The sequence below is a fragment of the Bradyrhizobium sp. Ce-3 genome, from assembly GCF_022835695.1.
GTDB lineage: Bacteria > Pseudomonadota > Alphaproteobacteria > Rhizobiales > Xanthobacteraceae > Bradyrhizobium.
Map to the genome: position 1 here is coordinate 50,568 of NZ_BQUV01000009.1, position 21,964 is coordinate 72,531.

At 64.7% G+C, this 21,964-nt stretch carries 19 protein-coding genes and 1 pseudogene; 12 read left to right on the forward strand and 8 right to left on the reverse strand.

Annotated features, from left to right (window positions below):
* Positions 1 to 174: 174 nt before the first annotated feature.
* Positions 175 to 1,041: a DUF2066 domain-containing protein gene (locus tag BRSPCE3_RS27850; RefSeq protein ID WP_244069545.1), complete on the forward strand. Its 867-nt coding sequence runs from the start codon at positions 175 to 177 to the stop codon at positions 1,039 to 1,041.
* A gap of 18 nt (positions 1,042 to 1,059) precedes the next feature.
* Here the strand turns inward: BRSPCE3_RS27850 and BRSPCE3_RS27855 are convergent, their stop codons facing one another.
* Entirely contained in the window at positions 1,060 to 2,010 is a 951-nt protein-coding gene (locus BRSPCE3_RS27855) for a helix-turn-helix domain-containing protein (protein WP_244069546.1), read from the reverse strand.
* Positions 2,011 to 2,127: 117 nt separating this feature from the next.
* On the opposite strand from BRSPCE3_RS27855, the gene BRSPCE3_RS27860 reads away from it, so the two are divergent.
* The 8 genes and pseudogenes from BRSPCE3_RS27860 (at position 2,128) to BRSPCE3_RS27895 (ending at position 12,227) form a co-directional block, all read left to right on the forward strand.
* Positions 2,128 to 2,646: a hypothetical protein gene (locus tag BRSPCE3_RS27860; RefSeq protein WP_244069547.1), complete on the forward strand. Its 519-nt coding sequence runs from the start codon at positions 2,128 to 2,130 to the stop codon at positions 2,644 to 2,646.
* A 21-nt stretch (positions 2,647 to 2,667) separates the two neighbouring features.
* Positions 2,668 to 3,669, forward strand: coding sequence for a formylglycine-generating enzyme family protein (locus tag BRSPCE3_RS27865; protein WP_244069548.1), 1,002 nt, complete (start codon positions 2,668 to 2,670; stop codon positions 3,667 to 3,669).
* Between the two features lie 27 nt (positions 3,670 to 3,696).
* Positions 3,697 to 5,403 (forward strand): arylsulfatase, encoded by a 1,707-nt coding sequence (locus tag BRSPCE3_RS27870; RefSeq protein WP_244069549.1) that lies wholly within the window; start codon positions 3,697 to 3,699, stop codon positions 5,401 to 5,403.
* Between the two features lie 146 nt (positions 5,404 to 5,549).
* Positions 5,550 to 6,917, forward strand: a pseudogene (locus tag BRSPCE3_RS27875) (DUF1254 domain-containing protein); the annotation flags it as partial.
* Complete coding sequence (locus BRSPCE3_RS27880) at positions 6,918 to 7,919, forward strand: DUF1254 domain-containing protein (RefSeq protein WP_375709976.1); 1,002 nt, start codon at positions 6,918 to 6,920, stop codon at positions 7,917 to 7,919.
* A 49-nt stretch (positions 7,920 to 7,968) separates the two neighbouring features.
* Positions 7,969 to 8,994, forward strand: coding sequence for a transporter (locus tag BRSPCE3_RS27885; protein WP_309296338.1), 1,026 nt, complete (start codon positions 7,969 to 7,971; stop codon positions 8,992 to 8,994).
* 112 nt (positions 8,995 to 9,106) lie between these two features.
* Positions 9,107 to 11,209, forward strand: a complete 2,103-nt coding sequence (locus tag BRSPCE3_RS27890) for an adenylate/guanylate cyclase domain-containing protein (RefSeq protein ID WP_244069550.1) — start codon at positions 9,107 to 9,109, stop codon at positions 11,207 to 11,209.
* A gap of 34 nt (positions 11,210 to 11,243) precedes the next feature.
* Positions 11,244 to 12,227, forward strand: coding sequence for an ABC transporter substrate-binding protein (locus tag BRSPCE3_RS27895; RefSeq protein WP_244069842.1), 984 nt, complete (start codon positions 11,244 to 11,246; stop codon positions 12,225 to 12,227).
* A 62-nt stretch (positions 12,228 to 12,289) separates the two neighbouring features.
* Here BRSPCE3_RS27895 and BRSPCE3_RS27900 read toward each other — a convergent pair whose 3' ends face one another.
* The 7 genes from BRSPCE3_RS27900 to BRSPCE3_RS27930 form a co-directional block, all read right to left on the reverse strand.
* Positions 12,290 to 12,571, reverse strand: a complete 282-nt coding sequence (locus tag BRSPCE3_RS27900) for a hypothetical protein (RefSeq protein ID WP_244069551.1) — start codon at positions 12,569 to 12,571, stop codon at positions 12,290 to 12,292.
* An 89-nt stretch (positions 12,572 to 12,660) separates the two neighbouring features.
* The gene (locus BRSPCE3_RS27905) at positions 12,661 to 13,254 is read right to left on the reverse strand and encodes a MarR family winged helix-turn-helix transcriptional regulator (RefSeq protein WP_244069552.1); all 594 of its coding nucleotides are present in this window, start codon (positions 13,252 to 13,254) and stop codon (positions 12,661 to 12,663) included.
* Entirely contained in the window at positions 13,251 to 14,564 is a 1,314-nt protein-coding gene (locus BRSPCE3_RS27910; RefSeq protein ID WP_244069554.1) for an MFS transporter, read from the reverse strand. Before BRSPCE3_RS27910 ends, BRSPCE3_RS27905 begins: the two co-directional genes overlap by 4 nt.
* 38 nt (positions 14,565 to 14,602) lie before the next feature.
* Positions 14,603 to 14,926 carry a non-heme iron oxygenase ferredoxin subunit gene (locus BRSPCE3_RS27915; RefSeq protein WP_244069555.1) on the reverse strand — a complete coding sequence of 108 codons (324 nt, stop codon included), beginning with the start codon at positions 14,924 to 14,926 and terminating at the stop codon, positions 14,603 to 14,605.
* An 8-nt stretch (positions 14,927 to 14,934) separates the two neighbouring features.
* Positions 14,935 to 15,450: an aromatic-ring-hydroxylating dioxygenase subunit beta gene (locus tag BRSPCE3_RS27920; protein ID WP_244069556.1), complete on the reverse strand. Its 516-nt coding sequence runs from the start codon at positions 15,448 to 15,450 to the stop codon at positions 14,935 to 14,937.
* Positions 15,450 to 16,823: an SRPBCC family protein gene (locus BRSPCE3_RS27925; RefSeq protein WP_244069557.1), complete on the reverse strand. Its 1,374-nt coding sequence runs from the start codon at positions 16,821 to 16,823 to the stop codon at positions 15,450 to 15,452. The genes BRSPCE3_RS27920 and BRSPCE3_RS27925 overlap by 1 nt, the downstream gene beginning before the upstream one ends.
* A 277-nt stretch (positions 16,824 to 17,100) precedes the next feature.
* On the reverse strand, positions 17,101 to 17,997 hold the full coding sequence (locus BRSPCE3_RS27930) for a LysR family transcriptional regulator (RefSeq protein ID WP_244069558.1): 897 nt from the start codon (positions 17,995 to 17,997) through the stop codon (positions 17,101 to 17,103).
* 109 nt (positions 17,998 to 18,106) lie between these two features.
* On the opposite strand from BRSPCE3_RS27930, the gene BRSPCE3_RS27935 reads away from it, so the two are divergent.
* The 3 genes from BRSPCE3_RS27935 to BRSPCE3_RS27945 are packed head-to-tail and all read left to right on the forward strand — an operon-like array spanning position 18,107 to position 21,960.
* Positions 18,107 to 19,726, forward strand: a complete 1,620-nt coding sequence (locus BRSPCE3_RS27935; RefSeq protein ID WP_244069559.1) for an FAD-dependent monooxygenase — start codon at positions 18,107 to 18,109, stop codon at positions 19,724 to 19,726.
* Between the two features lie 11 nt (positions 19,727 to 19,737).
* Positions 19,738 to 20,529 (forward strand): alpha/beta fold hydrolase, encoded by a 792-nt coding sequence (locus tag BRSPCE3_RS27940; protein WP_244069560.1) that lies wholly within the window; start codon positions 19,738 to 19,740, stop codon positions 20,527 to 20,529.
* Between the two features lie 18 nt (positions 20,530 to 20,547).
* Positions 20,548 to 21,960 carry an MFS transporter gene (locus BRSPCE3_RS27945; RefSeq protein WP_244069561.1) on the forward strand — a complete coding sequence of 471 codons (1,413 nt, stop codon included), beginning with the start codon at positions 20,548 to 20,550 and terminating at the stop codon, positions 21,958 to 21,960.
* Positions 21,961 to 21,964 lie beyond the last annotated feature (4 nt).

A 21,964-nucleotide genomic window follows, 5' to 3' on the forward strand; every position in this document is an offset into this window, starting at 1 on the left:
TTGGGCCGCGCGCGCGGCGCCGCCGCACATGCGCTCAGCATATGTCAGGCCTGCCGCGCGTGGCCAGAGCGCGCGGTGCGGCCGAGCGAATGGCGCCCATGCCCGAACGGGTTGGCGCCGCCGCGAAATACCGCCGATCTGTGCCGGCGATGCAATGACCGGGCGGAGGTGACCATGGCTGCCTTGCTTGAGACGAAACGCAATGTGATTGCCGCGCTCGCGCGTAGCGTGGCTTACGCGCTGCTGGCCGCTGCACTCATCTGTTGCGGCGGCGCGCTGGCGGCAGACGACAGCCTCTACCGCGCGCAGACCGTCGTCACCGGCCAGGGCGAGCCGAATCGCATCATCGGCTTCGCGGCGTGCCTGGAGGACGTCCTGATCAAGGTCTCCGGTCAACCGATGCTGGCAGGCGACCGCCGGCTTGCCGCATACAAATCGAGGGCCAAAGAGTTCGTCAGCAGTTTCGACTATCACGACCAATATGCCGGCAAGCCGCATCATGACGAGCAGGGCACCCGCGACCGGCCCTACGACCTGACGGCGGCTTTCGACGCCAAGAAGGTCGACGGCATTCTCGGCAGGCTCGATCTCAAGCCGTGGCGATCGCAGCGCCCGGTGCTCGGCGTCTTCGCCGAGATGCAGCACGGTCCGAAGGACACCATCGTCACCTCGGACGGGAGAGATTCCGATTTGCAGCGCGACGCGCTTGCCGCCGCGGCGGTGAAGCGCGGCATGCGCTTCGTGCTGCCGGATGCGTCGGCGCTGACGAACGCCGACGTCACCGCGGCCGGGCTCCTGAAGGTGCCGCCCGCCAGGCTGAGCGCGATCGTGGCGCCGCAGGGCGGCGAGGCCATCCTGGTCGGGCGGCTGGTCTGGGACGACAAGGATCTCGGCTGGGCCACGCAGTGGCGGATGGCCTGGCACGGCCGGGACTACGCATGGCAGTTCCGCGGCGTCACCTTCGATGAAGCCTTCCGCCGCGGCGTCGGCGGCGCGGCGCAGGTGCTGTCGGGCAATGGCGATCCGGCGCGGTCGAGATGAGCTTGCGCGAGCTTGGATCTAGCCGTAGCCGAGCGTTTGCGACGGGTATTCGCCGAACATCGCGCGGTAGTATTGCGAGAAGCGGCCGAGCTCGATGAAGCCCTGCTCGATCGCCACCTTGGAGACGGTGGTCTGCTCCGGCGTGCTCTCGCGCAGGATCGAGCGGATCGCGCACAGCCGCTTGTAGCGCAGGAAAGTCACCGGGCCGACGCCGAACACCTCGTGGAAGGCGCGGTGCAGGCTGCGCCGCGACAGCCGAAGCTCGGTGCAGATTTCGGCGACGTGAACCGGGCGGGTGCCCGCCGCGCGCAGATAGTCCTCGACCTGGCCCACCAGCTTCATCGCCGACGGCAGATAGCTCGATCCGTCAGGCGGCAGCGACGTGACGACCGTCGCCGTCACGCAGTCGATGATGGCGCGCTTCCAGAATTCTGCCGACGCCTCCGACAGCGCATCCGGATAGCGCGCGAGGCGCTCGACGATCTGCGGCAGCCGGTCCGCGGCTCTCATGCCGACGGCGCGGTCTGCGCGAAAATGGTTCTTCGCACTCCATGTTTCGGCATCGGCAAGCCGCGGCTCGCCGCCGAACACGTGGGGCAGATCGGTGAGATCGAAGCGGATGGCCGCATAGGACGACGCGCTGTGAAAGATCCCGTCATGCTCGACCCCCGGCGGAATCACCAGCACGTCGGCCGGCTGCATGTCGAATGCCCAATGCGTGACGCGGTTGGTCGCCTGCAGCAGCATTCCGATGATCAGCTTGGGATCGGTCGAGATGCGCTGGGTGCGCACCCCGACATTGAACGCGCCGATGCTGAGCGAGAAATCGCCGATCCCGACGTGAGACAATGTGCCGCGCAGCTTGCCGCGCTCAAGCTGCATGACTTCGACATGCGAGCCTTTGACGGCGTCGTGGAGTCCCTCGAAGCCGTCAAGCTCGCCAGTGCTAACAGTCAGGTGCTTGCCCATATCCACGCTCACAACGTAGCGCGATTATTCTACAAATACCAAGTGCTTGAAGCCGGTACGAAATATGTCTCGTGCACGACGGACCCAGCCTGATTTGATTCGCATGGCGATATCGCGTTGCGCAATTTCAAACGGGCGGATTTTCGCTTGTTTTTCCGAGAAGGCAAGAACGCCGACGGCACCGGATTGATCGAATTGGGACATCTTTCATTAAGCGTGCACGCCTTGGGGTTGCGATTGGCACAAAGTGCACATGCCACGCCTGGCGCGTTGGGCTATCGTTTGATCTCAAAGCGAAATCGGTCTGTGACAGTGTCCGGTCAAACGGATCACGCGCCGCGAGAGCGGCTGCGCCCGCAGTTGTGCGCGCGAACGGCGAGAGGAGAAAGGGAAGCAGGGCTGACGAATCAACGCTGCCGAAAAGTGCAGCACAGAAAATGGAAGGGCGCGACAATGCAATCGAGCACCACGTTCGGTCATCAAGACCCCAGGGCTACGATCTTCGCCGGGATTTTCCGCGTGGCGGCCGTCGGCGCCGCCGCGATTGTCGCGCAAGCGAGGCCGGCAGCGGGCATGTGCCGGGACTACACCGACCGGTCGCGATCACAGGGCTTCTGGGATTACTGCCCCCGATAATGCGTGAACGGGTGCATCGCCATGTTTCGCGCCGAGACCACCGCCGCTGAACCCGAGCCGGACGACCGCGTCGAGACCGACGACATGGTCTGGATTCCCGGCGGCACGTTCCGCATGGGCTCGGACCATCATTACCCCGAGGAGGCGCCGGCGCATCGGGCGTCGGTCGACGGCTTCTGGATCGACCGCACGCCGGTCACCAACGCTCAATTCCGCGAATTCGTGCGCGAGACCGGCCACATCACGGTCGCCGAGAAGCCGCCCGATCCCGCGCAATACCCGGGCGCGCTGCCGCATATGCTCTACGCCGGCTCGCTGGTGTTTTCTCCGCCGCGCCGGATCCACACCCTGCGCGACTGGAGCCAATGGTGGAGCTTCATGCGCGGCGCGAACTGGCGTCATCCCCAAGGCCCGCGCAGTAGCATCAACGTGCTCGGCAGCCATCCGGTCGTCCACGTCGCCTATGCCGATGCGCTGGCCTACGCCAGATGGGCCGGCAAGGAGCTTGCGACCGAAGCGGAATGGGAGTTCGCGGCGCGCGGCGGGCTCGAGGCCGAGGAATATGCCTGGGGCAATGCCCTGACGCCCGGCGGCAAGCACATGGCCAACCTTTGGCAGGGCAATTTCCCGATGCAGAATCTCTGCGAGGACGGTTTCGACCGGACCTCGCCGGTGACCGCGTTCCCGCCGAACGGCTATGGCGTCCACGACATGATCGGCAATGTCTGGGAGTGGACCGCCGACTGGTGGTCGGCCCGCCACGAGGCCGACGCCGCGAAGCCGTGCTGCATCCCGCAGAATCCGCGCGGCGGCCGCGAGGACGCGAGCTACGATTCCGGCCAGCCCGCGATCAGGATCCCGCGCAAGGTGCTGAAGGGCGGCTCGCATCTCTGTGCACCGAACTACTGCCGCCGCTACCGCCCCGCCGCCCGTCATGCCGAGCCGGTCGATACCTCGACCAGCCATGTCGGCTTCCGCTGCGTGGTGCGGTCATCCGCTGCCGTTTCTCACCCGCCGAAATGAAAGCCTTTGCAATGTAGGGAGTTGGTCATGAGCAACGACGCCGACGACAACAAGCAGAACGGCAAGAGCCAGGCGATCGATCGTCGCAATTTGCTGCTGGGGACGTCGACCCTGGTGGCCGCAGCGACGCTGACGTCCAACGCGTTGGCGCAAGCGCAGAAGGCTGCGCCGGCCGCGAGTTCGGCTCCGGTGGCGGCCTCGGGACGCAAGCCGAACATCCTCGTGATCTTCGGCGATGATATCGGTCTGGCGAACATCAGCGCCTATTCGCACGGCCTGATGGGCTACCAGACGCCGAACATCGATCGCCTGTCGCGCGAGGGCATGATGTTCATGGACTACTACGCCGAGCAAAGCTGCACCGCGGGGCGATCGAGCTTCATCACCGGCCAGGCGACGCTGCGCACCGGCCTGTCCAAGGTCGGCATCCCCGGTGTCAAGGTGGGATTGCAGGCGCGCGATGCCACCATCGCGGAAATGCTCAAGCCGCTCGGCTATGCCACCGGCCAATTCGGCAAGAACCATCTCGGCGATCGCAACGAATTCCTGCCGACCGTGCACGGCTTCGATGAATTCTTCGGCAATCTCTACCACCTCAATGCCGAGGAAGAGCCGGAGAATTTCAACTACCCGAAAGATCCCGCCTTCCGGGCAAGCTTCGGTCCCCGCGGCGTCATGAGGTGCAAGGCCAGCGATCGCGATGACCCGACCGAGGATCCACGCTTCGGGCGCGTCGGCAAGCAGACGATCGAGGATACCGGTCCGCTCACCAGGAAGCGGATGGAGACCATCGACGACGAGACCTCGGCCGCCGCGATCGATTTCATCGACCGCCAGTCCAAGGGCAACAAGCCGTTCTTCTGCTGGTTCAACTCGACGCGGATGCATTTTCGCACCCATGTGCGCGCCGATCATCGCGACCAGCCCGGCATATCGGCGCGAACCGAATATGCCGACGGCATGATCGAGCACGACAATCATGTCGGCCTGCTGCTCAAGAAGCTCGATGACCTCGGCATCGCCGACGACACCATCGTGATCTACACCACCGACAACGGCCCGCACATGAATTCATGGCCGGACGGTGCCATGACCTGGTTCCGCAGCGAGAAGAACACCAACTGGGAAGGCGCGTTCCGCGTCCCCTGCATGATCCGCTGGCCCGGTCGGATCAAGCCGGGGCTCTCGCACGAACTCGTCAGCGGCCTCGATTGGTGCCCGACGCTGCTTGCCGCTGCCGGCGAGCCCAATGTGAAGGACAAGCTGCTCGCCGGCTACCAGGCCGCCGGCCAGACGTTCAAGGTCCATCTCGATGGCTACAATCAGCTGCCTTATCTGACGGGACAACAGGACAAGTCGGAGCGGCCCTACTTCATCTATTTCAACGACGACGCCGATCTGGTCGCGATGCGGTTTGCCAACTGGAAGCTGGTATTCGAGGAGCAGCGCGCGCCAGGTACGCTCCTGGTTTGGGGCGAGCCGTTCACCAAGCTTCGCATTGCCAAGTTCTACGACCTGCATGCTGACCCGTTCGAGCGTGCCGACATCACCTCGAATACCTATTGGGATTGGTTGATGGATCACGCCTACATCCAATATGGCGCGGTGGCGGAGATCGCGAAGTATCTGGACACTTACAAGGACTATCCGCCGAGCCAGAAGCCCGCGAGCTTCTCGGTCGAGGGGCTGATGGAGGACATGCATCGCGCGGTCGATTCCAAGATTCCGAAATAGCCGGCAATGAAGTCGTCGGCCGGCGCCGGTGCCGGCTGGCGCCCGTGACCGTCGCGCCTTTGCAATTGGCGATGCCATCAAGCCGAGACCATCGTAGCGACGTCAATCAATTCCGAGGTGATCCAATGCGAGTAGCCGTAGCCATCATGAAGCCAATCGCTCTTGCCGCGTTCGCGATGGCCTCGACCCTCGCCCCGACCTCGGCGCAGACGACGCCGGAGGAGGCCCGGACAATCGCGCGGGACGCCTATGTCTACGGCTATCCACTGGTCGACAATTATCGTGTTCAGCATTCCTATTTCGTCGACCGTTCCGGTCCGGAATACAAGGCGCCCTGGAATACGCTGTACAACAACGCGCGCGTTTATACGCCCGACGACAAGGCGATCCAGACACCGAACTCGGACACGCCGTACTCCTATGTCGGCGCGGATTTGCGCTCCGAGCCGCTGGTCTTCACCGTGCCGGCCGTGGAGAAGGGCCGGTACTACTCGCTGCAGTTCCTCGACCAGTACACGTTCAATTTCGCCTATGTCGGCAGCCGCGCCACCGGCAACGGTCCGGGAAATTATCTGCTGGCCGGACCCGGCTGGAAGGGTGAGGCGCCCAAGGGCATCAGCGGCGTGCTGCGGTCCGAGACGGATTTCGCGTTCGTGTTGTACCGGACGCAGTTGTTCGGTCCTGACGACATCGATAACGTGAAGAAAGTCCAGGCCGGTTACAAGGTGCAGCCGCTCTCGCAATTTCTCGGCAAACCTGCTCCCGCAGCCGCGGCGGCGATCGACTTCGTCAAGCCGCTGACACCGCAGCAGCAGAAGAGCTCGCCCGAATTCTTCAACGTCCTCAATTTTGTCCTGCAGTTCTGCCCCGTGAATCCTTCGGAGGCCGCGCTGCGGGCGCGATTCGCGAAGCTCGGAATCGTTGCCGGCAAGCCCTTCAATGCCGAACAGCTGGCACCTGACATCCGCCAAACGGTGCAGGACGGCATCACTGATGCGTGGAAGCAGTATGAGGCGGCCGAGAAGAAGATGACGACCGGCGAGATGACCAGCGCCGAACTGTTCGGGACCCGCGCGTTTCTGAACAACGACACCCTCAAGCGCATGACGGGCGCGGTCGACGGTATCTACGGCAATTCGAAGGAAGAGGCGTTCTATCCCGGCTACGCCATCGACGCCGCGGGACAACGCCTCGACGGGACGGCCGGCCGCTATACCCTGACGTTTGCGCCCGGCCAGCTGCCGCCGGTCAATGCATTCTGGTCGCTGACGATGTACGACCTGCCACAGCGCTATCTCGTCGCCAACCCGCTGCATCGCTATCTGATCAACTCGCCGATGCTGCCGAACCTGAAGAAGAATGCCGACGGCGGACTAACGCTCTACGTCCAGCGCGAGTCGCCCGGAGCGGACAAGGAGCAGAACTGGCTGCCGGCGCCGAATGGCCCGTTCGTGATGGCACTTCGGCTGTACTGGCCGAAGGCCGACGCCTTCAATGGCAAGTGGAACCGGCCGCTGCTGCAGCGGGTGGCGGAGGCCACGGTGGGAGCTGCGCAGGCCGCCGACGCGCCGGTTCCGGTCACGGTCGATAATTTCGCCCGCGCTGAATCCGATCTCTATATGAATAACCTCGCCAAGGACGCGGGCCTTGGCAAACTCAGCCACCGCCGCGAGCCGGCCAGCATCGACAAGCAGTCCGTCATCCGGCTCAATCGCGACACGCTCTATACATCCGGGGTGTTCGACCTCGATGCGGGTCCGGTGACGATCACGATGCCGGGCTCCGGAAAACGTTTCATGTCGCTGCAGGTGATCAACGAGGATCACTATGTGCCCGCGGTGTATTACGGTGCGGGAAAACGCACATTGACGCGCGAGAATGTCGGCACGCGCTACGTGGCGGCCGGGATTCGCACGCTGGTCGACCCGAACGACCCGAAGGACCTCGCGCAGGTGCATGCGCTGCAGGACGCCATCAAGGTCGAACAGAAAGCACCGGGCAAGCTGGAGCTGCCGAGCTGGGACCAGGCCAGCCAGAAGAGCATCCGCGACGCGCTTCTGGCGCTGAATGATTATACCGGTGGCTTTGCCCACGCGTTCGGGCCCAAAGGGCAGGTCGACCCGGTGAGACATCTGATCGGGACTGCTGCCGGTTGGGGCGGCAATCCTGATAAGGACGCCTCCTATCTCAGCATCACGCCGACGAAGAACGACGGCAGCACGGTCTACAAGCTCACCGTCAAGGAGGTGCCGGTCGACGCCTTCTGGTCGATCAGTGTGTACGACGCGAAGGGATACTTCGAGAAGAATCCCTACGATGCGTACACGCTGAACAACATCACGGCGAAGAAATCCGCCGATGGCTCGATCGCGATCCAGTTCGGCGGCTGCGACGGCAAGATTCCGAATTGCCTGCCGATCATGAAGGGTTGGAATTACACGGTCCGGCTCTACCGGCCGCGTCCGGAGATTCTGAACGGCAAGTGGAAGTTCCCGGAGGCGCAGGCGACGAATTGAAACGGATGCGAATCCGTTACGGTGTCTTGAACGAGGTGGGGAGGTTCAGATGACAATGGTCGACCGTCACAAGGGCGCTTTACTCGGCGTTGTTGGCGCACTTGCTCTCGCGGCAATGCCGCGCACAGCGCTGGCCGATGCCGGTGGATTGAGCTTCTGGCTGCCGGGCGCGTTCGCCAGCCTGACGGCGGCGCCGGCGATGCCGGGATGGGCGTATGAGACGATCTACATCCACCTCGGCCAAAGCGCCAATGCGGGCAAGAATTTCGTCATCGGCAACCGCGTGCCGGGATCGGTGGTCGCCGGTCTCAATGCCCATGCCGACGTGCTGATCGAAGGCTTCACCTATACCTGGGCGCAGTCCGTGCTGGGCGGGCAGGCGGCGATCACCTTCCTGACCGCGCCGGGAAATATCGGCGTCGGCGTCGACGCGACGCTGACCGGCCCGCGCGGCAACACGCTCTCGGGTGTCGCAACCGACAACCGCACCACGGTCTCCGACGTCTTCTACCAGGGCACGCTGAAATGGAATCAGGGCGTCAACAACGAGATGTTCTACATCTTCGGCAACATCCCGAGCGGGACCTATGACAGCACGCGGCTTGCCAATCTCAGCTTCGGGTTCGTCGCGATCGACGTCGGCGGCGCCTACACCTTTCTCAATCCGCAATCCGGCCAGGAGTTCTCGGTGCTGGCCGGCGTCACCTACAATGGAATGAACAAGGATCTGCAGTACCAGAACGGCATCGACTTCCACGTCGACTGGGGACTTTCGAAGTTCATCGAGAAGAACGTGCATGTCGGCGTCGCCGGCTACTATTTCCAGCAGCTCACCGGCGACAGCGGCGCCGGCGCCAAGCTCGGCGATTTCAAGGGACGCGTCGCCGGTATCGGCCCGCAGGTCGGATTCATCTTTCCGGTCGGCGAAGGCTATCAGGGCTATCTGAACCTCCGCGGCTACAAGGATTTCGCCGCCGAGAACCGCGCCGAGGGATGGACGACCTGGGTGACGTTCCAGCTCTCGACGTCAGCGCCGCAGACGGCGCCGGCGAAGCCGATCGTGCGCAAATATTAGAGCTTCGGTTCTGATTGAACCGAAGCTCTACCTTTGTTTGACGCGTTTTCTTCACGCGAACCGGTGCCCACTTCGCGCGAAAACGCTTTGAAGGAGGCGAGCGACAGACCCGATGAGTGACCTGCGTGCGACCAGCCGGAGGCCGGTTCGTATCGGCTTCCGCACCTCGATCATCACGGTGTTCATCGCCGCCGTGCTGGTGGTCGGGCTGACGCTGGTCTATCTCAGCTTCCGCCGGGTCTCGTCGATCACGCAGATGGCCGCGAGCACCTTCATCGACAAGGTGGGGCAGCTCGGCGCCGACCGCATCGACGCGCAGTTCAAGAACGTGCGCGACAGCCTCGATATCCTGGCGGGACTGCCGGCGATCCAGGAGGCCGACATCGCCGACAACACCAGGCTCTACGGCCTGCTGGCCTCGATGCTGCGCAACAATCCGCAGATCTTCAATCTCTATGTCGGTTATGAAGACGGCTCGTTCCTGGAGATGGACGTCATCGATCGCGCCAAGCCACAATTCCGCACGGCGCTCAATGTCGACGCCGACGCGGTCTACCGCGTCGTCGTGATCGCCCGCACCGGGGCGGCCGCAGCAGCGCCGGTGACGCTGTTCCTGTCGGAAAACCTGATCCAGGTCGCGGAGGTCGCAGGACCCGACAGCTACGACCCGCGGCAGCGGCCCTGGTATGTCGAGGCCTTCAAGGATCGCAAGACGCTGCTCACCGGACCCTATGTGTTCTATGCGACCGGCGAGCCCGGCTACACGCTGCGCATTCCGCTCAGGGAGGGCCGCCGCGGCGTGGTCGCCGCCGATCTCCTGCTCAACCGGCTCGAGGAGATGCTGAGCCGGCAGAAGCTCGGCAAATCCGGGCTGGCGTTCCTGTTCAACGACGCCGACCGCATCGTCGGCCATCCCGAGATGCGCGATCTGATGGCGGAGCGCCGCGACGCGCTGCCCCGGATCGAGGCGCTCAAGCTTCCCGGCCTGGCCGCGGCGATCGCGTCCTGGCGCGGCGACGGCGGCGGCCAGCAGTTCTTCACCGACGGCGACGGGCGGACGCTGGTCGCAGCCTTTCACCGCATCGAGACGGCCGGACCGGCCAACATCCGCCTCGCGGTGATCGCCCCGCTCGACGAGTTCTTTGCCAAGATCATCTCGGAGCGTCGCGCGCTGTTCGCGATCGCGCTCGGCTTCGTGATCGCGATGCTGCCGTTCGCGTTCTGGCTCGGCTCGCTGCTCGCGCGCTCGCTACGCGAGCTGGCGCGGCAGACCGACGAGATCCAGCGCTTTCAGCTCGCCGACCGGCCGCGGATGCAATCGGCGATCGACGAGATCGACGAGCTCGGCCGTTCGGTGTTCACGATGCGCACCGTGGTGCGCAACTTCTCCAGCTTCATTCCGCAGCCGATCGTCCGTCAGCTGATGGCGTCGGGGGCCTCGCTGCGGCTCGGCGGTGTCAGGCGCGAGGTCACGGTGCTGTTCACCGACGTCGCCGACTTCACCGCGAAGACCGAGAAGGCGGACCCGTCACAGGTGATGATCTTCACCTCGCGCTATTTCGCCGCGATGTCGGAGGCGATCATGAAGCACCACGGCACCATCGACAAATTCATAGGTGATGCGGTGATGGCGCTGTGGAACGCGCCGGACGATGATCCCGATCACGTCATTCATGCCTGCGAGGCCGTGCTGGACTGCCTGCAGCGCAATGCCGAGCTGAACAAGGCGTTCCGCAGCGAGGGCTGGCCGGCCTATACCACGCGGTTCGGCCTGCATCTCGGCGACGCCGTGGTCGGCAATGTCGGCTCCGCCGACCGCATGAACTACACCGCGCTCGGCGCCACCATCAATCTGGCCTCGCGGCTCGAGGGGCTCAACAAGAACTACGGCACCCAGGTCCTGGTCAGCGCGGCGGTGCGGGCGCGGGCCGAACACGCCTACGCATTCCGCAGCGTCGACCAGATCCGGCCGAAGGGCTTTGCCGAGGCAATCACGGTCTACGAGCTCTGCGGCGCGCGCGGCGATTGCGAGCAGGCGTTCTGCGCGCGCTGGGAATCGGTCTACGGGTCGATCAGGTCCGCCGGGCCTGCCGCGGCGCTGCTGCGCATTGCCGACTTCCTGGTCGAATACCCCTGGGACGGTGTCGCGCAATACCATGCCGAACGGCTGCGCAATGCGGTTCAGCAGCCGCTGCTCGATCTGCCGGTGCATTGAGATGCAGAGCGGGGCCACACCGTTGTCGTCGAGGATCAGCCGACGGCGTTTGCTCGCCGGAGCGGCGCTGGGGGCCGCGGCGCTCGCTTCACCTGCCATTGCCGGGGACCGGGTTCGGCTGCGGCTCGGCTATCTCCATGTCGTCGCCGTCGACGGCCAGATCCTCACCGGGCTCGACCGCGGCTCGTTCGACCAGCAGGGGATCGATTTCGATCTGGTCGAGTTCAACACCGGCTTCGAGGTGGTGCAGGCGATGGCTGCCGGCAAGCTCGACGTGCTCTCGGCCGGCGGCGTGATCTCGAGCCTGCTGCCGCGCGGCGGTTACACCGCGTTCCTCGTCAACGACATCGAGATCGCGACCGCGCAGCTATGGGTGCGGCCCGACAAGGGCGTGCGCGCGTTCGCGGATCTGCGCGGCAAGCGCATCGCAACCGTCAGGATGACCACGGCCCACATCTTCCTGGATCGCGCATTGCGCGCCAACGGTCTCGCGCCCGCCGATGTCGAAATCGTGAACAGCAACATGTCCGCGGCGGTGAACGCGTTCATTGCCGGCGAGGTGCCGGCCGTCGCGCTCTGGGTTCCCTTCAATATCGTGGTGCGCGACAAGGTGCCCGGCGCCGTCAAGCTGGTGGACGCATCCGCCTACTATCCGCAATCGGCCGTGGTCGGCGGCTGGGTCGCCCGGCAGGAGTACTTTGCGGCCAACCGTGACGTCTTCGCCCGGCTGATCCGCGGCTGGGCGGATGCCAACGACCACATGCTTCGCAACGGCAAGGCCGTGGCCGGCGCGTTGCAGAAGAACCATTATCCGCAGGCATCGGTCGCCGATATCGAGGAGGCGCTGGCGGCGCAGAAGATGTTCTCGTCGCGGGAATGGAAGCGGCTCTACGCCGACGGCAGCGTGGCCAGATGGCTGCAGCAGGTCAGTGACTTCTTCGCGACCGAGGCCACGATCGCGACTGCTGCGCCGGCCACGCAGTATTTCGACCCGAGCCTTTATCTCTCGACGATCTAGCCGTCTCGGGAGCGGCCGCCGGATCGCGCGATGGCGGCAACGCAATCGCGCAGCGTTGGCCGCTAGGCCGCCATCAGATGCTCGAGCGCAACCGCCTGCTCGCGGGTCTGGAATGCGATGGCGGTGTGGGTGAAGCCCGACGAGGCCTGGGTCTGCGCGATGTGATTGAGCACCTCGGTGCCCTTGACCACGTGAAGATCCATCCCGGAATCGGCCGGGAAGATGCCCAGCACGACGTCGTAGGCATCGACGATGGCCTTCAGCGCGCCACCCTTGTCTTCCGACGCGTCGATAAAGATACGAACATCCGCGGCGATACTACGAAGTTCGTCGAAGTCGATCACTGGAAGTCTCCCATACGCAACGCACTGATCGATCCTAGCTGCAACTTGCTTACTGAAACCTAAATTACGCCGGGTTCCTCCCCCGACAACTAACTGCGCGCCGGCGGTCTGCGCCGGGCAATCCGCTTGAGCGGGGCATGGGCCGGCACGGTATCCCCGGACTGATCGGCCATGTGCGGAATGCGGTGCTCGATGTGATCGACGACACGGAAGAAGGCATCCAGCGCCCTGGCATCGAGGCCGGCGGTGAGGTTGCTGTGCCGGCGCAGGATTTCGTCGAGGCTGCGGTCGAGCAGGGCCGCGCCCGAAGCCGTCAGCCGGATCTCGGTCCGGTTTCTCGCGCTGCCCCGGACCGGTGTCAGTTCGATCAGGCCCTTCTTCTTCAGCGACGTCGTCTCGCGGCTGACGACGGCCTTGTCGAGCTGCGCGTTGGTCCAGATGTCGTAGGCGCTCGCGGGCTCATGCTCCCTGAGAAAGGACAGCACCCGCCATTCCGCGAGCGACACGCCGTAGGCCTGCGGGAAGAACGCATTGGCATTGGCGCGCAGTTTCGCGACCAGGCTCGAGAGCACGGTCGGCACGTAACGTTCGAAGTCGATCACCAGCTCCGAGTCCGCGTCCCCTTGCGGGGCGCGGCGTGGGGCAGGGGCCTTGGTGCGGTTGGCGGCAGTGCGGCTTTTCATTCTTTCACGAGTTGAGTGCGCGCGATCAGGACCAGCGCCGCCGCGACGAGGAGAACGCCTGTTACCACGAGGAATCCGGTGGTGAAACTGCCCGAGGCGTCCTTGGCGCGTCCGATCACGATCGGGATCGTCGCACCTCCGATGCTGCCGATGGTGCTGACCAGGCCGATCGCGCCCGGCGCGCTCTGCCGCGACATGTAGGATTGCGGGATGGTCCAGAATACCGCCTGCGTGCCATAGACGCCGACATTGGCAACCATGAAGCCGATGATGATCCAGAGCGGTGATGTCGAAAACGCCGCGATGGCGAAGCCCGCCGCCGCGATCACGAAGGTCATGGCCGCATAGTAGAACCGCTCACCGACGCGGTCGGAGTGCCGCGACAGCACGATCATGCCGATCAGCCCGGCGACCGGCGGGATCGCGGTCACGAAGCCGACCTGTGAGTTCGGCAGGCCGAACGACTTGATGATCTGCGGCAGCCAGGGGAACAGCGAAGCCAGCCCGCAGAACAGGCCGAAATTGCACAGGCCGAACAGCAGCACCATCGGCTTGGTGATGGTCCTGAGCACGCCCTCGGCATGCACCACGCCGGTGGCCTTGGCATCGCGCTCCAGCGCGCCCATCAGCCAGTTGCGCTGCGCCGCCGACAGCCAGCTCGCCTGCTGCGGGCGGTCGGTCAGATAGAAGATGCCGACGATGCCGAGCACGATCGGCGGCAGGCCCTCGAGGATGAACAGCCACTTCCAGCCCGAGATGCCGAACGTCCCGTTCAGCTCGAGGATGGCGCCGGAGATCAGCGAGGCGAAGATGTAGGAGATCGGCACCGCATAGTTGAACATCGCGTTGTAGCGGGCGCGGTAGCTGAACGGAAACCAGAGGCTGAGCAGCAGCATCACGCCGGGAAACAGGCCGGACTCGGCAAAGCCGAGGAAGCCGCGGAATGCATAGAGGCTGAGCGGGCCCTGGGTGAAGGCCATCAGCACCGTGGCGATGCCCCACAGGATCGCGATCCGCGTCAGCGTAATGCGCGCGCCGTATCTGGCGAGGATCAGATTGCTCGGGATCTCGAAAATGGAATAGGTGAAGTACATGATGCCGACCGCGATGCCGAACTTCTCGGCATTGAGCCCGAGCTCCTTGTTCATCTGCAGCGCGGCAAAGGAGATGTTGCCGCGGTCGAGAATGGCGAGGAAATACATCGCCATCACGAACCACATCAGGCGCAGCGCGACCTTGCGGATGGTGCCGCGTTCGATTTCCGGATCGGCGGTCGTACTCGCCGCCTTGTCCATCACGATTTCCGTCATCCCTGCTTCCCCCGATTTTTGATTTTTGAGCGGTTGCTCTATGCCGGCAGGCAGACTTCCAGCCGGTCGCCCGCCACGCGGACGGAATAGGTCCGGATGTCGATCTCGACCGGACTGGTCAGCGCCTCGCCGGTCCTGATGTCGAAGCGGCCCATATGCAGCGGGCATTCGATCTCGCAACCGTCCAGCATGCCGTCGGACAGCAGCGCCTCCGCATGGGTGCAGATGTTGCTGGTGGCGTAGTATTCATTGCCGACGCGATAGAGCGCGATGTGATGGCTGCCGATCTCGATGCCGTATGGCTCGCCCTCGTTCAGCGCGCCGAGCGCGGCAGCGTCGTGCCAGGTTCCTTCGTCCGCCATGTGTCCCCTCAGATGCTGTAGAAATCGAGCACGGTCGGGACGCGGTCATTGACCAGCGTGATGACCTTGCGCGCGATCTTCCAGGTCTCGCCGTCACGCCGCAGCGTGTGTTCGTAGCGTCCATGGCGGAGGTGTTCCCTGGCGACGCGCTGGTCGTAGACATGGACCGAGAACACCGAATGGCAGGTGATCTCGCCGGGCCCGGTCTCCGACGCTTCCAGGTTCGAGATCTGGTGCACGGTGCGCGGCAGCGGCAGCGCGGTGATCGATTTGCGCGATTCGATGCGCGCGATCCGCTCCTCCAGCCCGCGGCGGGCGTCGTGGTAGAGCAGCGAGACCTGCGTACCGGGATCGCTGGTGGTGGTGTATTCGTCGAGCCAGCCCGGCACCCAGAACACGGCATCCTCGCTGTACATCGCGACCCAGTCGGCCCATTCGCCGGTGTCGAGCAGGCGAGCCTCGCGAAAGACGATCGCGGCGGCGATCGCGTGAACGTCGGTGTGTTCGATTGCGTTGCCGGCCATCACGCCGTCTCCCCTGCGGCGCGCTGCAGCAGCCTGCGCCACTCACGATAGCCGGGATGGAAATTGGTCTCGCCGCCAAAGCTGGTGGGGCCGAACGACCATTCGGTTGGGGTGATGCCGAGCTCGCTTGTATGCGCGCTCGCGCCGTGGCCGATGTCTGCTGTGCCGCGCAGATAGCCTTGCGTCGGCGCGGCGGTGGTTGCCTCATAGCCGGTCTGGCAGAATTCATACATCACGTTGTCGTCGGAGCTGGCGAGCCCGGAGGCGTTGAAGAAGTCTTCGTAGTTGCGGATCCGCAGCGTGCGCGCCGCGGCGCTTTCGCCGACCGGGGCGAGGCAATGCGACACCATCTCGGTCTTGTCCGGCGCCAGCGGCCGCCAGGTGCGCACCTGCGCCGACAGGATGTCGATCACCTGCAGGTTCGGGAAAATCGTGAGATTGCGTTGCCGGAGCATCCACTTGGCGCGGGTGCTGCCGACCCGCTGCCGCACGGCGTCGAGCCGCGCCGGATCCATGCCGAGCGGCCGGCCATAGAGCTGCGTGCGCTTGATCGACCAGTTGACGGCATGGCCATAGTCGAAGCTGAAGCTGCCTTGCCCTTCCTGCTCGCCTTCGGGCTCCGCGGTGAATCCGGCGTCGGGTCCGGCGGTGGCGTTGCGCTTCTTCAGGATGTCGACGTAGGAGCTGTGGGTGGTCGCGAAATGGTAATAGTCCAGCCCGTTCTCGAACTGCAGCTTCCAGTTTGCGTCGAACGTGTAGGTGCTGGCCCCGGGCACGAACTCGACTTCACCGCTGTCGCTCTGATCGATGATGAGATCGAGGAAGGCGCGGGTGTCGCCGAGAAACTCGTCCAGCGGCGGAACGTCGGCCGAGAGGCTTGCGAACAGGAAGCCGCGATACGAGCCGAGCCGCGCGACCGGGAGCAGGTCGTGATTCCGGTTCGAGAAGGACGGCGGATATTGCCCGCTGGCTTCCTCCGTCACCGAGATGTTGCGGCCGCCTGAATCGTAGGCCCAGCCGTGATAGCGGCAGACATGGAATTTCTGCCGGCCCTGCTTGAACGGGCAGACGATCGTTCCGCGATGCCGGCAGGTGTTGAGGAAGGCGCCGACCTTGCCCTCGGCGCTCCGCATCACCAGAATGGGATGGCGGCCGATGTGGGTGGTGACGAAGTCGTTGGGCCGCGCGATCTGGGATTCCAGGCCGATGAAATTCCACGTCGCCTCGAAGATATGCCGAAGCTCGGCGTCGAACACCGCGGGATCGGTGAAGATCCGGCGATCGACTTCGAAGATGCGTTCGGCAGGCCGGTCGTCAATGAGCCGGGAAATCTCCCGCAGCCGTGCCGCGTGGTTCTGCGAAGCAGCGTTCATCAGGTCCTCCCTTCGACTTGCCGCCGGCTGTGCCAGGCGGACCGGTTCACGGTTCGCCCGTCCACGGCGGGAACAGCCGGCTTGATCGCCAATCTTGGAATGACTCTATAGTTGTCATGACAACTATGGTCAAGACGGTTGGTCGACCGAAGAGCGTGAGCCGGACGCGAGAGGGCCTGCCCGGTTGCCTGGAGCGGGCGGCGGGATGCAGCGAATGGTGCCCCGCGCGCGGGGCATCAGCGCGGAATGATCAGATCGTTGGCTTGGTGCGGCGTGTTCAGGTCTTGCGCGCCGGCGCAGTCAGGATAATTCCGTCATCGATCAGAGTGCGGCAGATTTTCTTCAAGGCGGCAATCGCTTCACGCGTGGCCCGACTGACCGGCCGTCCGCGCGGCAGCGCCAGGACGCGATCGGCGCGCATCCACGGCAACAGCGCTGCCGATAGCACGCCGGCGGCGACTTCCTGGTGAATGCCGGAGAAGGGCAGCAGGGCATAGCCGATGCCCGATGCCACCATGCGCTTCATCGGCGTGCTGTTGTCGACCCGTACCGCGCAGAGCATGGTCGACGGGAACGGGTTGCGGCTGAGCGGACCAACAGCGGATGGCAGGGCGTCGAACTCCTTGCGGGTCAGCCTGCCGCGCTTCAGTCGCGGATCGCGCGGCGGTCCGATCAGGAATACCTGTTCGAGCATGAGCAGTTCATAGTCGAGGTGATCGTTGGGAGGCGGCGTCGTCACGATCGCCAGATCGAGCTCACCCCGCAACAGGCGTTCGGATGCGTTCTCGGTCAGGCCCTCGCTCAGTTCGAGCCGCACGCGTGGAAACTGCTTCACGAAGGCCTGAGCCAGCGGCGGGTAGAGGATATCGCCGAGGCTCGGCGGCGCGCCGATCCGCACCGTGCCGCTGGGCTCGCGATTTTCCGTGCGCACCTCGGCCTTGATGTCGTCGATGGTGCCAAGCAGCCAGCGGCCGCGCGCGAGCAGCACCTTGCCGGATTCCGTAACCGAGACGCCGCGTGCGCCGCGTTCGAGCAGCGCGCCGCCCAATTCGGCTTCGAGTTCCTTGACGTGGCGGCTGAGCGCCGACTGGGCGACGTTCAGCGTGCTCGCGGCGGCGGCAAAGCCGCCACGCTCGGCGACGGCCACGAAATAACGGATCTGCCGCAGGTCCATGACGGGCGCTCCATCTCAAATCGAGATGGATACCATATCAAACATATTCTTGTGAGATACCAAAAAGAGCGCAGTCTCTCGCCAACGATCAAACGGAGGAGAGACGAGGATGGGCATCGCTACCGATGAGGCACGCCAGACGTCCGTATTCATCGCCGGCGGCGGGCCGGTTGGGCTGGCGATGTCGCTGCTGCTCGATCGCTTCGGCATCGACTGCGTGGTGGTCGAGAAGAGCCCGACCACGACGGATCATCCCAAGTCGCGCGGCTGCTGGGTCCGCACCATGGAGATCTTCCGGCAGTGGGGGATCGAGCAGGCGATCCGCGACCGCGGCCTGCAGGACAATTCCGACATGTTCGTGTTCCTCGACAGCATCGCCGGTCACGAGTTCGGCCGCACCCGTCCCGAGCCGAATGTCGGGCACACGCCCGCCTGGAAGAGCCTGGTCGCGCAGGACGCCGTCGAGGAGGAAATCCTGCGGGTGGTCGAGAAGTCCAGACACGCCACGGTGCTGTTCAACACGGCCTGTGAATCGTTCGAGGAGACCAACAGCGGCGTCAACGTCACGACACGTTGCGAAAAGACCGGCGAGGTGACGCAGTGGACGGCGACCTATTTGATTGCCGCCGATGGCGCGGGCAGCCAGACCCGGCGCAGCGCCGGGATCGAGATGGTCGGGCCCTCGACGCTGGCGGTGATGTCGAACGAGTACTGGCGGGCCGATCTGTCGCGGCTGCCGATCGCACGCGAGGCCGCCGGCTTCATCATCGTCCCAGAGAGGCCGGATCTGCCGCGCGCCGCCATCCTGAACACCAACGGCCGGGACCGCTGGCTCACCGTGACGCAAATCGGCCTGACCAAGGACGATCGCGAGCGGCCATGGACCGACCAGGAGTTCATCGAGATCGCGCGCGGCCATGTCGGCATTCCCGATCTCGACGTCACGCTTTTGAACCGCTCGATCTGGCGCGTCAGCATGCAGGTGGCCGAGACCTTTCGAAAGGGCCGGGTGTTTCTGGTCGGCGACTGCGCCCACCGCTTTCCGCCGACCGGCGGCTTCGGCCTGAACTCCGGCGTGCAGGACGCGCATAATCTCGCCTGGAAGCTCGCCTTCGTGCTGAAGGGCCTTGCGGATGAAAAGCTGCTCGACAGCTATTCCAGCGAGCGCCGCCCGATCGCGCAATCCAATGCCAATTTCAGCTACGGCAACCGGCTGCGCTTCGGGCTGACCGACGACGCCGTGCGGTCGCGCAATCCGGACCGGATCAGGTTCTGGATCAACGACATGGATAATCATTTGCACAGCATCGGGCAGAACCTCGGACACAATTACGAGGAGGGCGCATTGATCCCCGATGGCACCGTCGCGAAGGCGTTGAACTCGCGTTACTACACGCCGACCGATCGTCCCGGCGCGCGCTTTCCGCACATGTGGCTGGAGCCTTCGCGCAAGAAATCCACGCTCGACTGGTTCGACAAGCAGTTCACCGTCGTCACCGGGCCGCTCGGCAGCGAGTGGCTGGAGGCGGGCAAGCAGGTGTCGGAGAAAACCTCTTTGCCGCTGTCGCTGAAGCAGTTGCCGTCAGCCGACCCCGCCGACGGCTTCCAGCTCGGCATGCGCGGCGCCGTGCTGGTGCGCCCCGACGGACATGTGGCGTGGCGGATGCCGTGGCTGCCCTCCGATCCGGCGAAGGAATTGGCCGGCGCGCTTTCAACGCTGCTGCATTGACGGAGGCTCCGATGCAATCGTTCGAATCCAATGGCGTCGTCACGGCCTTCGAGAAGACCGGACGCGGCGAGCCGATCGTGCTGCTGCATGGCGGCGAGGCCGATCATGCGATGTTCGACGGCCTTGCGCCGGTGCTGGCGGCGCATTTCACCGTGATCGCCTATGACCAGCGCGACACCGGCGCCACCAGGAATCCCGCCTCGTCCTATTCGCTGGCCGACCTGGCTGATGACGCCGCGGCCTTGATCACGGGGCTTGGCTACGATCGTGCCCATGTGTTCGGGACCTCGCTGGGCGGCCAGATCGCGCAAGTGCTGGCGGCGCGCCATCCCGGCAGCATTGATCGCCTGATCCTGGGCAGCACCTGGAAGGTCAACAGGAGCCCGCTCGACGTCAATGCGGACGTCTTCCGCACACTCGCGTCCTACCGCGCGGACACCGCCGACAACGCGCCGAAGATCGCCGAGTTCTTCTTTCCGCCGGACTATCTGCGCGCGCGGCCCGAACTGATCGACATCTTCCGCGGCTCGAGCCGCGACGACGGTCAGAAGGCGCGGCGCGGCGGCTTGCTTGCGCAACCTGTCGCCGCCGATCTGACCGGCTTTGATCGCCCGACCTTGCTGCTTGCGGGCGGCGACGACCGGCTGATCCCCAATGCGGAGACATTTGCGCTCGCCCGCGATCTTGCCCGCGCCGAGACGATGACCATCGCGGGCGTCGGCCATGTCGCGTCGATCCAGGCTCCCGAGCGGGTGGCGCAGACGGTGACGGCATTTCTGAATCAAAACAAGAAGGCGGCTTGACAACAACAGGGGGAGACCATGGCAGAGCAAGCGAACGCAGTGCCGTTCGACGAAGCGCCGGTGACGACGCGCTATTGGCTATCGATCATCATCTTCGCCGTTGCCGGCGTGGTCGATTTCTTCGATTTCTTTGTGGTCGGATTTCTGGTCTCGGTGCTGGCGCCGAAATGGCATCTGACGTTCGGGCAAACTTCGATCATGCTGATGAGCGCCGGGATCGGGGCGATGCTGGGCGCGTTCATCGCGGGCGTCCTAGCAGATCGTTTCGGACGCAAGCCGCTGGCGATATCAGGCGTTCTGCTCTGCGGCCTGACCTCGGGCGCGATCGCGTTCATTCCGGAAGACGGCTGGGTCGCATTTGCGATCCTGCGCTTCTTCGTCGGCTTCGGCCTTGCCGCTGGAGCTGCGGCGGCGGTGCCCGCCATCGTCGAGTTTGCCCCGACCCGCCATCGCACGCTGGTCACCAGCCTCGTGGTCGTGCCGGTGGCCTTTGGCGTACTCTCGGCGTCGGTGACGGCAAGCTTCCTGCTGCCTTTGGTCGGCTGGCGCGGCCTGGCGGCGGTCGGATTCCTGCCGATCCTCCTCGCAATTCTCACCATGATCATCATGCCGGAATCGCCGCGCTGGCTGATCAGCAAGGGCCGCGTGCGCGAGGCGCAGGCGAGCATCCGGAAACTCTACCGGGTCGGCGGCGATGAGTTCGCCTTGCCGACGCTGCCGCCGGCGAACCCGGCGACCTTCGCTGATCTGTTCGCCGAGCAACGGCGCTTCTGGCTGACCGTGCTGGTCTGGTTCGGCGCCAGCACCGCGAACTACGGTGTCTTCCTGTGGGGGCCGACCATCGTAGCGCTGCTGCTCGGCGTCGCGCCCCCGGAGGCGGCGAAGATGTTCATCTATGTCAGCCTCGCCGGCGTGCTGGGCCGAACCGGCTTTGCCTTCCTGGCCCATCGGATCGGCCGCAAGCCGTGCGGCCAGTTGATGGGCTACGGCGCCGCGGTGTCGCTGGCGCTCGCCGCCTGGTTTCACAACGACTTCGCCGGCTCGGTACCATTGTTCCTGGTCTTCCTGATCATCGGCGCGTTGTTCTTCGACGGTGGGTTCTCGAACATCGGGCCCTATCCCGCGGAGATCTTTCCGGTCCAGCTTGCGGGCCGCGCGGTCGGCCTTGCCCAGCTCTCGAACGGGGTCGGCAAGATCGCAGGTCCGCTGTGTCTCGCATTGATCGCCGGCGCGGACAATCTCGTGCATCCCAGCGCAACGGCCGCAGCGGTGATGCCGGCGTTCTGCTTTCTTGCCGGCGCGGGCCTCCTGATCGGGCTCGCCTTTACATTCCTCGGCGTCGAGCCGCACGGACGCCCGGTGGCGCTGTTCGGCGACAACGCCGGCGCAAGCACGGCACCGAAGCCGCTCGCGGCGAAAACAGCAACTTGAGACG

What these genes read in the sequence shown, in the direction of transcription:
- BRSPCE3_RS27885 (WP_309296338.1), top strand. Translation starts at nt 7,969, where the DNA reads ATGACAATGGTCGACCGTCACAAGGGCGCTTTACTCGGCGTTGTTGGC.
- BRSPCE3_RS27905 (WP_244069552.1), bottom strand. Translation starts at nt 13,254, where the DNA reads ATGAAAAGCCGCACTGCCGCCAACCGCACCAAGGCCCCTGCCCCACGC.
- BRSPCE3_RS27910 (WP_244069554.1), bottom strand. Translation starts at nt 14,564, where the DNA reads ATGACGGAAATCGTGATGGACAAGGCGGCGAGTACGACCGCCGATCCG.
- BRSPCE3_RS27930 (WP_244069558.1), bottom strand. Translation starts at nt 17,997, where the DNA reads ATGGACCTGCGGCAGATCCGTTATTTCGTGGCCGTCGCCGAGCGTGGC.
- BRSPCE3_RS27940 (WP_244069560.1), top strand. Translation starts at nt 19,738, where the DNA reads ATGCAATCGTTCGAATCCAATGGCGTCGTCACGGCCTTCGAGAAGACC.
- BRSPCE3_RS27890 (WP_244069550.1), top strand. Translation starts at nt 9,107, where the DNA reads ATGAGTGACCTGCGTGCGACCAGCCGGAGGCCGGTTCGTATCGGCTTC.
- BRSPCE3_RS27855 (WP_244069546.1), bottom strand. Translation starts at nt 2,010, where the DNA reads ATGGGCAAGCACCTGACTGTTAGCACTGGCGAGCTTGACGGCTTCGAG.
- BRSPCE3_RS27870 (WP_244069549.1), top strand. Translation starts at nt 3,697, where the DNA reads ATGAGCAACGACGCCGACGACAACAAGCAGAACGGCAAGAGCCAGGCG.
- BRSPCE3_RS27935 (WP_244069559.1), top strand. Translation starts at nt 18,107, where the DNA reads ATGGGCATCGCTACCGATGAGGCACGCCAGACGTCCGTATTCATCGCC.
- BRSPCE3_RS27865 (WP_244069548.1), top strand. Translation starts at nt 2,668, where the DNA reads ATGTTTCGCGCCGAGACCACCGCCGCTGAACCCGAGCCGGACGACCGC.
- BRSPCE3_RS27850 (WP_244069545.1), top strand. Translation starts at nt 175, where the DNA reads ATGGCTGCCTTGCTTGAGACGAAACGCAATGTGATTGCCGCGCTCGCG.
- BRSPCE3_RS27925 (WP_244069557.1), bottom strand. Translation starts at nt 16,823, where the DNA reads ATGAACGCTGCTTCGCAGAACCACGCGGCACGGCTGCGGGAGATTTCC.
- BRSPCE3_RS27920 (WP_244069556.1), bottom strand. Translation starts at nt 15,450, where the DNA reads ATGGCCGGCAACGCAATCGAACACACCGACGTTCACGCGATCGCCGCC.
- BRSPCE3_RS27945 (WP_244069561.1), top strand. Translation starts at nt 20,548, where the DNA reads ATGGCAGAGCAAGCGAACGCAGTGCCGTTCGACGAAGCGCCGGTGACG.
- BRSPCE3_RS27915 (WP_244069555.1), bottom strand. Translation starts at nt 14,926, where the DNA reads ATGGCGGACGAAGGAACCTGGCACGACGCTGCCGCGCTCGGCGCGCTG.